The organism is Rhodococcus sp. BP-349 (assembly GCF_019835845.1).
GTDB lineage: Bacteria > Actinomycetota > Actinomycetes > Mycobacteriales > Mycobacteriaceae > Rhodococcoides.
In genome coordinates, this window is the sequence record NZ_JABUDR010000002.1 from 578263 (window position 1) to 591657 (window position 13395).

At 68.3% G+C, this 13395-nt stretch carries 13 protein-coding genes; 7 read left to right on the forward strand and 6 right to left on the reverse strand.

Annotated elements, in window-relative coordinates:
- Position 1 precedes the first annotated feature (1 nt).
- Genes HQ325_RS13225 through HQ325_RS13235 form a run of 3 tightly spaced genes read right to left on the reverse strand, consistent with a single transcriptional unit; the run spans position 2 to position 2648 of the window.
- A complete protein-coding gene (locus HQ325_RS13225; protein WP_222630250.1) occupies positions 2–505 on the reverse strand; it encodes a DUF2505 domain-containing protein in 504 nt (167 codons plus the stop codon).
- A gap of 22 nt (positions 506–527) precedes the next feature.
- On the reverse strand, positions 528–1046 hold the full coding sequence (locus tag HQ325_RS13230; protein WP_222630252.1) for a DUF2505 domain-containing protein: 519 nt from the start codon (positions 1044–1046) through the stop codon (positions 528–530).
- 9 nt (positions 1047–1055) lie between these two features.
- Positions 1056–2648, reverse strand: coding sequence for an MBL fold metallo-hydrolase (locus HQ325_RS13235; RefSeq protein ID WP_222630255.1), 1593 nt, complete (start codon positions 2646–2648; stop codon positions 1056–1058).
- Between the two features lie 118 nt (positions 2649–2766).
- Here HQ325_RS13235 and HQ325_RS13240 point away from each other — a divergent pair, with 118 nt between their 5' ends.
- Positions 2767–3855 (forward strand): UDP-N-acetylmuramate dehydrogenase, encoded by a 1089-nt coding sequence (locus HQ325_RS13240; protein WP_308014465.1) that lies wholly within the window; start codon positions 2767–2769, stop codon positions 3853–3855.
- Positions 3856–3892: 37 nt separating this feature from the next.
- Complete coding sequence (locus HQ325_RS13245) at positions 3893–5074, forward strand: Ig-like domain-containing protein (protein WP_222631026.1); 1182 nt, start codon at positions 3893–3895, stop codon at positions 5072–5074.
- Between the two features lie 22 nt (positions 5075–5096).
- Here HQ325_RS13245 and HQ325_RS13250 read toward each other — a convergent pair whose 3' ends face one another.
- Both HQ325_RS13250 and HQ325_RS13255 read right to left on the reverse strand, forming a co-directional pair.
- Positions 5097–5864: an SDR family NAD(P)-dependent oxidoreductase gene (locus HQ325_RS13250; RefSeq protein WP_222630260.1), complete on the reverse strand. Its 768-nt coding sequence runs from the start codon at positions 5862–5864 to the stop codon at positions 5097–5099.
- Positions 5865–5884: 20 nt separating this feature from the next.
- Positions 5885–6772 (reverse strand): TauD/TfdA family dioxygenase, encoded by an 888-nt coding sequence (locus tag HQ325_RS13255; RefSeq protein WP_222630262.1) that lies wholly within the window; start codon positions 6770–6772, stop codon positions 5885–5887.
- Between the two features lie 320 nt (positions 6773–7092).
- Here HQ325_RS13255 and HQ325_RS13260 point away from each other — a divergent pair, with 320 nt between their 5' ends.
- Complete coding sequence (locus tag HQ325_RS13260) at positions 7093–8421, forward strand: ROK family transcriptional regulator (protein WP_222630265.1); 1329 nt, start codon at positions 7093–7095, stop codon at positions 8419–8421.
- A 22-nt stretch (positions 8422–8443) separates the two neighbouring features.
- Positions 8444–9172, forward strand: a complete 729-nt coding sequence (locus HQ325_RS13265) for a hypothetical protein (protein WP_222630267.1) — start codon at positions 8444–8446, stop codon at positions 9170–9172.
- Here the strand turns inward: HQ325_RS13265 and HQ325_RS13270 are convergent, their stop codons facing one another.
- A complete protein-coding gene (locus tag HQ325_RS13270) occupies positions 9173–10396 on the reverse strand; it encodes an alkane 1-monooxygenase (protein WP_308014464.1) in 1224 nt (407 codons plus the stop codon). It abuts the gene before it with no gap.
- An 89-nt stretch (positions 10397–10485) separates the two neighbouring features.
- On the opposite strand from HQ325_RS13270, the gene HQ325_RS13275 reads away from it, so the two are divergent.
- The 3 genes from HQ325_RS13275 to HQ325_RS13285 are packed head-to-tail and all read left to right on the forward strand — an operon-like array spanning position 10486 to position 13268.
- Entirely contained in the window at positions 10486–11322 is an 837-nt protein-coding gene (locus HQ325_RS13275) for an alpha/beta fold hydrolase (protein WP_222630269.1), read from the forward strand.
- 45 nt (positions 11323–11367) lie between these two features.
- Positions 11368–12714, forward strand: coding sequence for a D-inositol-3-phosphate glycosyltransferase (mshA, locus tag HQ325_RS13280; protein ID WP_222630271.1), 1347 nt, complete (start codon positions 11368–11370; stop codon positions 12712–12714).
- Positions 12715–12719: 5 nt separating this feature from the next.
- Positions 12720–13268, forward strand: a complete 549-nt coding sequence (locus HQ325_RS13285) for a YbjN domain-containing protein (RefSeq protein ID WP_222631030.1) — start codon at positions 12720–12722, stop codon at positions 13266–13268.
- The last annotated feature ends 127 nt before the right edge of the window (positions 13269–13395 follow it).

The window sequence follows — 13395 nt, forward strand, 5'->3', positions numbered from 1 at the left end:
GTCAGGCGTTCTTCGTGAGCCAGTCGTGCGTGACCTCGCCCTCGCCCCGCCACAGGTCGACGAGGTTCACGAGCATCAACTGCTCGAGCTTTCCGCCGATGAAGGGGATGTACACCTTGGCCTCGGACGTGGTGCGCAACGTGGAGCCGGCCTCGGTGGCGAAGAGGGACGTGGTGCCGGTGAGGCTGCCCGGGCCGGCGGGAATCGACGCGTCGTACTTCCCTGCGGTGGTCTCCGAGTACGCGTCGTGATGGATGTTGCGAGTGATGACCATGTCCTTCTTCATCACCGCCTGCGCGACGTCCGGCAGCGTGTCGCGCGGAATGATGTGCCGCATGACCACGTCGACACCGTCTGCCGTGACATCGAAGCGCGTGAGCTCGTTCTCCGAGTACTTGCGCAGCTCCTCGATCACCGCGTCCCAGTAGTCACGCGTCGTCAGCGCCCCGTACACCTGCTCTGTGGTGAACGGGAGCCGAGCCGAGTAGTTCATGCGACGTGCCATGAACGGAGAGGTTACCGGTGAGTCAGAGGTGCTCCGGCGCCCAGGTGTCGGTGAACTCCTGCTCGGCGTCGATCAGCGCGAGAACCTGCTCGATGACCGCCTGTTCGATCTTGCCGCCGAAGATCGGCACCTTGACCTCGGCCTGACCCGTCGCCGTCAGGCTCGACGCGGAGCCCTTCGAGCGCAGTGCCAGGGTGCCGGTGATGGATGCCGGGGCGCCCTCGACCTTGGCCTCGAACGTGCCGGAAGCACCCTGCGCGTCGAGGGAACCCCACGACTCGGTCCGGTGGATGATCAGATCGCCGGGGCGGATGCTCGTGATGGCTCCGGGCAGGAACTCCTCCGCGATGGCCTGGGTCATCGACACCGACACCGTGCGGCTGTTCGCGTCGTCACCCGAGACGGTCACGTCGTTCAGCTGCGCCTTGGGGCCGCCGACGGCCTCGAGGCGATCGGTCCAGTACTGCTCGGTGGTGAGGGCGGCGTGGACGTCGGACGCGGCGAGCGTGGACGGGACCGTGTGATCGAACCTGCGTGGCATGAGCTGAGATTAACTCTGCGCGGCGCGCTCGGACCGCAGCGGGTGGCCCTTCGACGTGAGGCACTTGCCCGTCTCAAGGTTCCAGTCCCACCCGTGCAGATTGCACGTGAGCGTGTTCCCCTCGATCACTCCGAATTTCGACAGATCCGCCTTGAGGTGCGGGCACCGTCGCTGGATCTCCCAGCCGTCCTTGACGATGGTCGCCGTGTCGTCGTGCGCCTCGGCGAACCAGCCGTCCGCGTAAGCGATGCGCTCGTCGGTGAGGCACTTGAAGAACGTGTACAGGAACTCGTTGTAGCCACCGACCCGCTTCGCGCGGAACCGCGTCGACAAGAAGATCGAGTTGACCCAGTCGGACTCGCCGTCCCGCAGCACCGTGCGGACCAGCTCGGCCGGGATCTCGAACGTGTAGCGGAACTTCTCGTCCTGGATCGGTTCGCGGACGATCCGCTTCGGAAAATCGAGCACCACTCTGTCGGCAGCCACCGGAGGTCGACCGGCCTCCGGCCTGCCCGTCAGATTCAGCTCCACCGGGTATCCGATGCCGTCGGAGATCTGATCGGTCTGCGCCATGATCGGCTCGAACAGTGCGCGCAACGGCCCCAGCAGCGGCTCGCCCGCCGCGGTCGCCCACGATGCCTTCTCGGCCGCGATGACGTCGGCCTGGCGCTGCGCGTACGCCTCGATGTAGTCGGCCTTGCCGGTGGTGAAGATGGCCTCCACCTCGTCGGTGGGCAGCGGGTGCGCCAGCTCGTTCAGGTCGGAACCCGAGAAGTCCGCCGTGGTTCCCGGCATCATGAGCAGGCCCTTGTCGTGGCCGTGGCGGCGCATCTGGTCGAGGAACACCATCTGGTCGGGGAAGATGTTCGCCGGATCGCCGTAGACGTCGTTGAGCGAGCGGAGCTCGTCGTCGAGGAAGCACGGGGGACCTGCGGACGGAATGACCCACGTCGCGCCGACCTGCTCGATGTACTGCCGACACCGGTCCATCTGACGCTGCCGCTTCTGCGTCCCGAACGCGTCCTTGGCCCGCTGCGGCATGTCGTAGACCATCGGGTACCAGATGGCGCCGGAGTACTGCAGCATGTGGACGTCGATGTGGCCGAAGGCCTCGGTCATCATGTCCAGGTCGACCGGCCGGGCGTCGTTCATGTTGAACGCGGTGGTCTCACCGTCGCTCACCACCAGTCCCGAGTCGCCGATGGGTCCGTCGGCGGGAGCGCGCAGCGCCACGATCATGACGTCGAGGTCGCCCTTGGGGCCGGACACCGTGTGCTTGACCGAGTCCGTCGTCTCGAAGAACGTGGTGAAGCCGAGCTTCTCGAGCTCCGTGCGCAGGTCCGGCACCGGATAGTCGGGGAGCAGCACGACCGCGTCCTTGTTGACGTGCTTCGCCAGGTGCTTCGGGTCGAAGTGGTCCTTGTGCAGGTGGGAGACGTACAGGTAGTCGCAGTTGCCCAGCTCGTCCCAATCCAGCCGGGAGTTGTCGGGGAACGGGAACCAGGACGTGAAGTACGCCGGGTTGACCCATGGATCGCACAGAATGGACCCCGCAGACGTCTGGATGTGAAATCCCGCGTGTCCGACACTGGTGACCTGCACGTGAATCCTCCCGAAATATGGAACCTGGTTCAGTGACCATGGTAGGCGCGCACACCCGGTGCCCACGACGAGGCGGCTCACTATGGGGCGGGGAGAGCGCCGGGTAGCGTTCACCCACGTGACGAGCAGTCCCCTCCAGTCCGCGACGGCTCCGGAGACCGGCGATCCCGGCTCCGCGACGGCCGCGCACCGCCCCGTGTCCTTCGCCGACCTCACCACGATCCACGTCGGTGGCCCCGTCGGTCGTCTCGTCGAGGCGACCACCTCGCAGGAGCTCGTCGACGCCGTACGCAGCGCCGACGCCGCCGGGACTCCGGTGCTCGTCATCGGCGGTGGCTCGAACCTGCTGGTCGGAGACGACGGCTTCGACGGCACCGTCGTCCGCGTCGCGACGTCCGGGCTCCGGCTCGAGGGCACCCGCATGCACGTGGACGCCGGCGTCGAGTGGGATCTCGTCGTCCGTACCGCACTCGATCACGGACTCGCCGGCATCGAGGCACTCTCCGGCATCCCGGGCAGCACCGGCGGAACGCCCGTGCAGAACGTCGGCGCGTACGGCGCCTCCACCTCGGACTGGCTCGAGTCGGTGACGGTCCTCGACCGGGAGAGCGGGGAGGTCGAGGTGTGGGACAACGCACGCTGCGGCTTCGGCTCGCACCGGTCGTCGGCCTTCAAGTACACCGATCGCTACGTCGTGGTGGATGTCACGTTCGCGCTCCGGCGCAGCGACGAGTCGGCGCCGGTGCGCTACGCGGCCCTCGCCGAGCGGCTCGGCGTGCGCATCGGAGAGAGCGTCTCGGCGCGCGAGGTGCGCGACGCCGTGATCGCTCTGCGGACCGATCGCGGCATGGTGTGGGACGAGGCGGAGCACGACTCGTGGAGTGTCGGGTCCTTCTTCCTCAACCCGATCGTGTCGTCCGTACCGCCCGAGGCACTCGGATCGCCGCAGTTCACGGACCCGAAGGGCATCAAACTCAGTGCTGCCTGGCTCATCGAGCACGCCGGGTTCTCCCGGGGATACGGCGAGCGCGTCGGCACCGGACGGGCCACCCTCTCCACCCGCCACGTCCTGGCCGTCACCAATCGAGGCGGCGCGAGCGCAGCGGACGTCATCGCACTCGCGTCGCACGTGCGCGCGGGTGTGCAGGAGAAGTACGGCATCACGCTGATCCCCGAGTGCCGTCTGGTGAACTGCTCGCTCGACTGATCGGTCTGTTGCCACAGGTAACGTCGTCTCCGTGAAGATGCAGGGGAGAACTCCGTACGCAGCCGTCGTGGCCGTGCTGGCACTCGTGATCGCGCTGGTCGCGGGATGCTCCGGTGCACCCGGGTCCTCGGAGAGCGCCGCGCCGACCACCGAGGCCGCGCCCGTGGCTGCGGTGACGTACGCGCCGGCGGCCGGTGCGACCGACGTCTCGCCCACCGCGCCGATCTCCGTCTCGGTCGCGAACGGCACCTTCGAGGCCGTGTCGCTCACCACCGCCGACGGCCGCGCCGTCGCGGGAACGCTGGACCCGGCGAAGACGACGTTCACCGTCACCGAGCCCCTCGGGTACGACGCGGTCTACACGTGGGCAGGGACGGCAGTCGGCAGCGACGGCAAGCCGGTTCCGGTCGAGGGCACTCTCGGCACGGTGGCGCCGCAGTCGATCACGTCGGTCTCCACCAACATCGGTGACGGCCAGGAGGTCGGTGTCGCGGCGCCGATCATCCTGAAGTTCGACGACGCGATCGTCGACAAGAAGGCGGTCGAGAAGGCGCTGACGGTGACCACGAACCCGCCGACGGCCGGCTCGTGGGCGTGGCTGCCCGACGACGGTGGATCTCGCGTGCACTGGCGTCCGCAGAACTACTGGGCCCCCGGCACCACCGTCGACGTGTCGGCGAAGCTCTACGGCGTGAACTACGGCGGCGGCGCCTACGGCGACTCGGACGTCACGGTGAAATTCACCATCGGTCGGAGCCAGGTCGTCGTCGCCGATGCGACCAGCCACCGCATGCAGGTGGTCCGCGACGGCCAGACCGTCATGGACATCCCGGTGAGCTACGGGGAGGGCAACGAGGACCGCAACGTCACGCGCAGCGGCATCCACGTCGTCACCGAGAAGTACGAGGACTTCCTGATGTCCAACCCGCCGTACTACGAGAACGTGCGGGAACGGTGGGCCACCCGCATCTCGAACAACGGCGAGTTCATCCACGCCAACCCGCTGACCACGGGAGTGCAGGGCTCGTCCAACGTGACCAACGGCTGCATCAACCTCTCCACCGAGGACGCGCAGACGTACTTCCAGATGGCCGTCTACGGCGATCCCGTCGAGGTCACCGGCACGCGCATCGATCTCTCGGCGGCGGACGGCGACATCTACGACTGGGCGATCGACTGGCCCACGTGGCAGAGCATGAGCGCCCTGACCGCTGCGTGAGAGTCGGGCTGCCGCGTGAGAATCAGGTCCGTCGGCTGAATCGGCCGTTCGGGGCCTGATCGCGCGGGCGCACGACGATGGTGTCGAGGTTCACGTGCGAGGGGCGGGACGCCACGAAGCCGATGACCTCGGCGATGTCGGCGGCCACCAACGGGTCGATGCCCTCGTAGACCTTCGCGGCCTTCGCCTCGTCACCGTCGAAGCGGACGAGGGAGAACTCCGTCTCCACCGCTCCCGGAGCGATCTCGGTCAGACGCACGGGCGTGCCCAGCAGTTCGCCGCGGAGCGTCCGGTGCAGCACGCCCTGGGCGTGCTTGGCCGTGGTGTACCCGGCGCCGTTGTCGTACGTCTCGAACGCGGCGATGGACGTGATGGTCACGACGAGACCGTTGCCGGACTCGATCAGCTTGGGCAGCAGCGCCTTCGTCATGCGCAGCGTGCCGACGACGTTGGTCTCCCACATCCACTGCCAGTCGTCGAGGTCCGCCTCGAGGATCGGGGCGAGGCCCTTCGCGCCGCCCGCGTTGTTCACCAGGACGTCCACGCGCGGCAGCACCGAGGTGAAGGCCGCGACGGAGTCCTCGTCGGTCACGTCGAGGGCGAGGGCGGTGCCGTCGATCTCCTCGGCAAGTGCCTCGAGGCGGTCGACGCGGCGGGCGCCCACGACCACGTGATAGCCGTCGGCGGCGAGTGTCCGCGCGGTGGCGGCGCCGATCCCGGAGCTGGCTCCGGTGACGACGGCGGTGGGTCGATCGGTCTGGGTCGACGGTGTCGTCGGAACGCTGGTCATGGGAACCAGGCTAGATCTAGTCAGCTCGCGATCGCGCTGTAGCCCGACGCGTCGCCGGCGACGACCCGCGAGTGCTCGCCCTGCACGCTGACGGGAACGTCGCCCGCGAGAGTGATGCGCTCGAGGCGGCGGTACTGGTCGTCGTAGTCGGAGACGGCGTAGTGCTGCGTCGACCGGTTGTCCCAGATGGCGATGTCGCCCAGCTCCCACGACCACCGGATGGTGTTCTCCAGGCGGGTCACCCGGTCCTGCAGCAGCTCGAAGAGTGCGCGGAACTCCTTGGAGGACAGGCCGGGGAACGACTTGGCGAAGTGGCCCAGCAGGATTGCGCGCTTCCCCGTCTCGGGATGTACGCGCACCACGGGATGCTCGACCTCGAAGTACTCGCTGCGGAACTCCGCGCGGTAGCGCTCGGCGGTCGATGTGACGGACTTCTCGGCAGCGGTCGCCGCGTAGTCGTAGACGTTGGTGTGCACGGCCCACAGTGACTCCGCGAGCGCCTTCATCGCGGGCGGCAGCTGCTCGTAGCCGGCCGTCGCGGACGCCCACGTGGTGGTGCCGCCGTACGGGGGAAGGTGGACGGCCCGCAGGATCGACGCCTTCGGCACGCGGTCGACGAACGTCACGTCCGTGTGCCAGCTGTCCGCCTTGTCGTACGTGGAATCGATGGCGAGAGTGCGGGTTCCGCGCGACCGGACCGTGGGGTGCGGGGTGGTGGGGATCCCGAGCCGCTCGGCGAACGCGTACTGCACCTTCTCGTCCACGTGATGCTGGCCGCGAAAGAACACGACCTCGTGCTCGAGCAGCGCCTCGTTGATCTCGTGCACGATCTCGTCCGGGAGATCGCCGCCGATCTGCACGTCGTCGATGCGTGCGCCGATGTTCGCGCCCAGTTTCACGGTCTTCATGGGCTCACCATGACCCCGAACTCGCAGATTGTCGACCTTTCGAATCACCGCGAGCGAAACAGACGATTCTGCAGCACGGCGACATCGGTGCTACTTTTCGGTCATGGCACCAGCGAGGAAGTCCGCACCGCGGGTCACGTATGTGACTGCCGCGTTGGGCTCCCGTCTGCCTCTCGCTCGCGAACTCTGTTGTCGACGCGGTCTCTCACGAGTCTGATCGCGCATCGACGGACGACCTCCATGTGAGGTCTGACGATCGGGTGTGACCGGCCTCGTTCCCAGGCTCCCGGCCCATCCGACACGCTTTCCGAGGGATTCCCATGTCTGCCCCCACCGTTCTTTCCCAGACCCCCGCCCCCCGCACGCCGAGTTCCGCCGCGCGGTCGCCCTACGGCCGTCCGCATCGCCCGAGACCGGCGCGCGTCGTCGCCCCCGACCTGCGCGTCAGCGACACTCCGGCCGCCGTCGTCCTGCGTGCCGTGGTGCAGCGCGGCCCCGTGTCGCGCGACGTCATCGTCTCGGCCACCGGCATCAGCACCGCCACCGTCAATCGCCACGTCAGTGCCCTCATCGCCGCGGGTCTGCTGCGTGAGCGCGCCGATCTGTCCACGTCGGGCGCCGTCGGGCGTCCCCGCGTGCCGGTCGAGGTGGATCACGAGGGGCAGTGCACGCTCGGGGTGCACATCGGCGCCACCACCACCCGCATCGTCGCCGTGGACCTGCGCGGCACCGTGCTCGGCGGCGTCGAGATCGCCACACCGTCCGGCCCGCACACCGGTGCCCTGCGCTCCATCGCGGAGAGTGCCGCGTCGTTCGCCGCACGGTGGCACCGGCGCCGCATCCTGTTCGTGGGCGTCGCCATCGGTGGCCGCGTGAACGCGCAGAAGGGCACCGTCGATCACCCTCGCCTCGCCTGGTCCGACGCCCCGGTGGGTGCGGTCCTGGGTGAGCGGCTCGGTGCCGTGGTGGCCGTCGCGCCGCACGTCGAGGCGATGGCGGCGTCGGAGTTGCTGCTCGCGACGGAGACAGCCCCCGACGATGCGGGACGGCCGGAGGCCGGTCGGTCTGTGGGCGGCGAGCCGGGCACGTCGCTGTATTTCTATGCGCGGGAGATGACGGGGATGGCGCTGACCATCGACGGTCGCGTGCACACCCCTGCCGGCGGTCCGGGGTCGATCGCTCATCTGCCGACCGGCTCGGACGCCGTGTGCGACTGCGGACGTACCGGATGCCTCGAGGCGACCGTGAGCGACCGGGCCGTCGTGGCGGCGGCGCGGCGCGCCGGTCTGCTGGAGGAGTCGGAGCGTTCGATCGCTGCGGTGTACCTGGCGGCGCGCACGGGTTCGGTTGTGGCACAGGGGATTCTGAACGATCGCGCCGACGCGCTGGGCCGCGCTCTGGCACTGGTGCACGATGTCGTCAATCCTGACAGCGTGCAGGTGGGGGGTCAGGCGTTCACCGCGTACCCGGCGGCGATGGAGCGCGTCGAGGCCGCGTTCGAGTCCTACAGTTCGGTCGCGACGTCGAGGCGAGTGCGGGTCACCAGCTTCGGCAAGCGAGTGCAGGACCACGCCGCGGCGGCGGTGTCCCTCGGCTCGCTCTACGCAGATCCTGTGGTGACGATGCGGAAGATCGACGCTCAGCGCTGATCGAGCGGGGAATACTGCGGACATGACGTCACCCGATCTCCGCTTCTACTTCGACCCGGTGTGCCCGTTCGCCTGGATGACCAGCAGGTGGGTCCGACTCGTCCAGGCGCAACGGGACTACACCGTCGACTGGAGCTTCATCTCGCTGCGACAACTCAACGCGCACATCGACTACTCGACGCACTTCCCGCCCGAGTACGAGGCGGGCCACACCGCGGGGCTCCGACTGCTCCGGGCTGCTGCGAGCGTGCGGACCGAGCACGGCCGGGAGGCGATGGGCCCGCTGTACGCCGCGTTCGGCGCCCGGATCTTCGATGCGGAACCGGTGCCCGACGAGGCCGGTGCTCACGCGTACCGCGGAACGGCCGAGTTCCTCGCACCGATCCTCGCCGGCCTCGGCCTGCCCGAGCATCACGTCCGGGCACTGGACGACACGTCGTTCGACGAGGAGATCCAGGCGTCGACCGACGAGGCGCTGTCGCTCACGGGCAAGGACGTCGGAACACCGATCATCCACGTCGAGCCGCCCGAGGGCGTGGCGTTCTTCGGCCCGGTCATCAGCCGGCTCCCGTCGGACGACGACGCGGTCGAGTTGTGGGACCACGTCGTGGGACTGGCACGGTTCGCGGGTTTCGCGGAGCTGAAGCGCAGTCTGCGCGAACTCCCGCAACTGCGGGCGCTCGGCGTCTCCGAGGACGAGGCGGGCGTGCAGCAGGACTGGCACGGCGGTAGTCGGCGCCGGAAGAAGTAGCTACTGCATCGGTACGGGGTACTTCGCGAGGTACTTCTCCCGCTTCGCGGGCTGGATGTTGGAGCGCCGGAGGTCGCCGTCGTAGTGCGCGACCACGCGCTTGTCCATCAGTGCCCGCCACAGGAACGGGAAGTACGACACCAGGATCAGGGGCGCGTAACCCGCTGGGAGCTGCGGAGATTCGGGCATACTCCGCAGCACCTGGTAGCGGCGCGTGGGATTGGCGTGATGGTCGCTGTGTCGCTGCAGGTGATACAGGAAGATGTCGGACACGGCGTAGTCGCTGTTCCAGCTGTGCTCCGGAGTGCACCGCTCGTACCGTCCGTTCTCCTTGGTGCGGCGCAGCAGTCCGTAGTGCTCGAGGTAGTTGACGGCCTCGAGCAGTGAGATCCCGTACACCGCCTGCAGAAGCAGGAACGGCAGCAACTCGAGACCGAACACGGCGACCAACACGCCCCAGAGGGCGAGGCTCATCAGCCAGGCGGTGAGATTCGCGTTCGAGAAGGAGAAGGTGCGTTTGTCGATGCGGTGCAGTCGATCCCGCTCGAGTGTCCAGCCGGATCGGAAACCGCCGAGAACGCTGCGGGGGTAGAACTGCCAGAGGGTCTCTCCGAGACGGGAGCTCGCCGGATCCTCGGGAGTGGCGACCCGTACGTGATGTCCGCGATTGTGTTCGACGTAGAAGTGCCCGTAGAAGCTCTGCGCGAGAACGATTCGTGACAACCACCGCTCGTACTCGACCTTCTTGTGGCCGAGCTCGTGAGCCGTGTTGATGCCGATGCCGCCGACGAGTCCGATGGTCAGGGCCACCCCGATCTTCGAGGCGAGTGACAGGCCGTTCTCCAGTCCGAGCCACGAGAGATCGTCGGCCGTCAGCAGATACGACGAGAGCCCGATGCCGAAGAACTGCATCGGGACGTACGCGTAGAGGCAGCCGCGGTACCAGAAGTCGGCCTCGAGGGCCTCGACCAGATCCTCGGGCGGGTTCTCGTCGAACGGGACGACGATGCGATCCGCGATCGGGACGACGACGTAGAGGAAGAGAGGACCGGACCACCAGGCGATCTGCGACACTCCCGGGGCCCACCACTGCAGTCCGAACACCACACCCACCGAGATGAGCGGCAGCATCGGAGCGATGAGGGCCCACGGCCAGTAGTACCGGTTGAGGTCACGCCACTCGCCCGTCTTCGGCGAGATGGAGCGCTGGTGTGTTTCGGTCACGACGGAACTTTACCGACGAGTCGACGCTGCTCAGGCCGCTGCGCGAGCCCTTCTGACATTCCACAACGTGCGCCCAATATGTTGGTGTCATGGCAATACGAGAGGCCCTCGGGCGCGACGGAACATCCCTTGTCTACCGCGTCACGGGTGACGTCTCGGCTCGACCGTTGGTGCTGCTGCACGGATGGGCCCAGACCGGAGCCTGCTGGGGCGACGACCTTCTCTCCGACCTCGCCGAGCGGTACCGGGTGATCGCGGTCGACCTCCGCGGACACGGTATGTCCGGTGCTCCCGCCGACGGCTACGACCGGTCCGCGCTGTGGGCCGGCGACGTGCACGCCGTCCTCGAGCAGGAGGGCATCCGCTCCGGCGCGGTCCTGCTGGGCTGGTCCTACGGAGGACTGGTGCTGTGTGACTACCTGTCGGTGTACGGCACCGGCGCGGTGGCGGGTGTGGTCTTCGTCGCGGCGATCACCGCGATCGGTCCGGACCGTCCCGGAGGCGCCGTCGGCACCGCGATGCGCGCGGCGATCCCCGGCGCGATGAGCGAGGACTCGCGTGTGGCCATCAGGGCGCTCGCCAGTTTCGGCAACGCCCTCACCGGCCCCGGCGCGGGACACGGCGCCGCCGCTCAGGCGCTTTTCGGAGCGAGCCTGGCGACGCGTCCGCGCGTGCGTTCGGCGGTGTTCCGGCGCGATGTGGGACACGACGAGACGCTGGTGGCGTTGGACGTCCCCGCGTTGGTGCTGCACGGCACCGCGGACACGGTGGTGGACGTCAGCGCCGGTCGGCACACCGCTTCCGTCGTTCCCGGCGCGGCGACCTCGTGGTGGGAGGGCGTCGACCACGGTCCGTTCGTCGCCGATCCGGCGCGGTTCCTCGGGGAGGTCACCGGCTTCGTCGACGCGCTGGGCCGCCGGACGTGACCGGGCGGGCACCTGCGGCTCGATCGGACAGGGCACACTGGAACGGTGGTCCGTCGTCACAGCCCGCATCGGGTAGCCGTGTTGTCGCTGCACACGTCCCCGCTGGCTCAGCCCGGCACGGGGGACGCGGGCGGTATGAACGTGTACGTCCTGCAGACCGCCGTGCAGATGGCGGCCCGCGGAGTCGAGGTGGAGATCTTCACCCGCGCCACCTCCTCCCGCGACGAACCCGTGGTCGAGGCCGCGCCCGGCGTGCTGGTGCGCAGTATCGCGGCCGGCCCGTTCGAAGGGCTCGACAAGCACGACCTGCCCACCCAGCTCTGTGCCTTCGCCGCGGGTGTCCTGCGCGAGGAGGCACGGCACGAGCCGGGCCACTACGACATGATCCACTCGCACTACTGGTTGTCGGGGCAGGTCGGCTGGCTCGCCCGCGACCGGTGGAAGGTGCCCCTGGTGCACACCGCACACACGCTCGCCGCGGTGAAGAACCTGTCGGTGGCCGCGGGGGACAGGCCGGAACCGGCAGCGCGCCGCATCGGTGAGAAGCAGGTCGTCGAGGAAGCCGACCGGCTCACGGCCAACACGCTCGACGAGGCCCGCGCCCTCGTCGATCTGTACGACGCGGCCGAGGACAAGATCGACGTCGTCGCTCCGGGAGCGGACCTCGGCATGTTCCGGCCGGGTGATCGCACCGCCGCTCGGCGCTCCCTGGGTCTGGACGGCGACGACCCTCTCGTGACCTTCGTGGGACGGATCCAACCTCTCAAGGCGCCGGACGTCCTCGTCGCGGCGGTCGCCGAGATCCACCGGCGGGACCCGTCGTCGCGCGTGCGCGTGCTGGTGGTCGGCGGCCCGTCGGGCACCGGTCTGGAACGGCCGGACTCCCTCATCGCGCTCAGTCGGCAGCTGGGTGTCGAGGACCGGGTGACGTTCCTGCCGCCGCAACCGCCGGGCAGGCTGGCGGACGTCTACCGTGCGTCGGATCTCGTTGCTGTGCCGAGTTATTCGGAGTCGTTCGGCCTCGTCGCCATCGAGGCTCAGGCCTGCGGTGTCCCGGTGGTCGCCGCGGACGTCGGGGGCCTCGGTGTGGCCGTGCGGGACGGGGAGACCGGCGTGCTGGTGCAGGGCCACGATCCGGCCGACTGGGCCACCGCGGTGCAGTCGTTGCTCGCCGACGACCGTCTGCGCACCGTGATGGCGTCGAATGCCTCACGACATGCCGAGAACTTCTCGTGGGAACACACCTCGGACGCGTTGCTGGACACCTACGCCCGTGCGGCGTGGAGATTCGGCCGTACCGCGGGTGTCGAGAGACCGACGGGCGAGTTCTCGCCGCGCAGACCCCGCGGTCTGTGGCGACTACGACGGACAGGACCGGTGAGAGCGCTGTGACGACGATCGACCAGGTGACGGAACTGATCGACTCGGTGTTGGCCGATCGAGAGTTGGACTACACCCGGGCCACCGACACCCAGTTCGTCGTGGACCTCCCCGGGGAGAAGAAGCTCAAGACCTCGACGATGCTGACCGTGGGCAACCACGGTGTGCGCATCGAGGCCTTCGTGTGCCGCAAGCCCGACGAGAACTTCGAGGGTGTGTACCGATACTTGTTGCGGCGCAACCGTCGTCTGTACGGAGTGCACTACACGATCGACAAGATCGGCGACATCTACCTCGTCGGCAAGATGTCGACGCACGCGGTCACGGGAGACGAGATCGACCGCATCCTCGGGCAGGTGCTCGAGGCGGCCGACGGCGATTTCAACGTGTTGCTCGAACTGGGCTTCGCCGAGTCCATCCGCCGCGAGTGGGCGTGGCGCGTCTCGCGCGGCGAGTCGCTGAACAACCTGAAGGCGTTCGAGCATCTGGTGAACGGCAGGCCGGACGACGGGCCCACGTCCTGGGTGCAGTCGGCGGACCGAGCGGACGACGACGACCGGGACTGATTCGGACACCGTGCAGGTACTCTCTTTCGTGTGATGGCTGTCACCCGGAGCGTCCGATGGATGTTTATGTGACTGCCCGACACATTAAGGTTGCCTTTCTGCCCCTGCTGTGCCAAGTCCCTGCTCT

Bases quoted from the DNA above. Each gene is read 5' to 3' on its own strand.
- HQ325_RS13230 (WP_222630252.1), bottom strand. From the start codon at position 1,046: ATGCCACGCAGGTTCGATCACACGGTCCCGTCCACGCTCGCCGCGTCC.
- HQ325_RS13255 (WP_222630262.1), bottom strand. From the start codon at position 6,772: ATGAAGACCGTGAAACTGGGCGCGAACATCGGCGCACGCATCGACGAC.
- HQ325_RS13275 (WP_222630269.1), top strand. From the start codon at position 10,486: ATGGCAATACGAGAGGCCCTCGGGCGCGACGGAACATCCCTTGTCTAC.
- HQ325_RS13245 (WP_222631026.1), top strand. From the start codon at position 3,893: ATGCAGGGGAGAACTCCGTACGCAGCCGTCGTGGCCGTGCTGGCACTC.
- HQ325_RS13250 (WP_222630260.1), bottom strand. From the start codon at position 5,864: ATGACCAGCGTTCCGACGACACCGTCGACCCAGACCGATCGACCCACC.
- HQ325_RS13265 (WP_222630267.1), top strand. From the start codon at position 8,444: ATGACGTCACCCGATCTCCGCTTCTACTTCGACCCGGTGTGCCCGTTC.
- HQ325_RS13225 (WP_222630250.1), bottom strand. From the start codon at position 505: ATGGCACGTCGCATGAACTACTCGGCTCGGCTCCCGTTCACCACAGAG.
- HQ325_RS13260 (WP_222630265.1), top strand. From the start codon at position 7,093: ATGTCTGCCCCCACCGTTCTTTCCCAGACCCCCGCCCCCCGCACGCCG.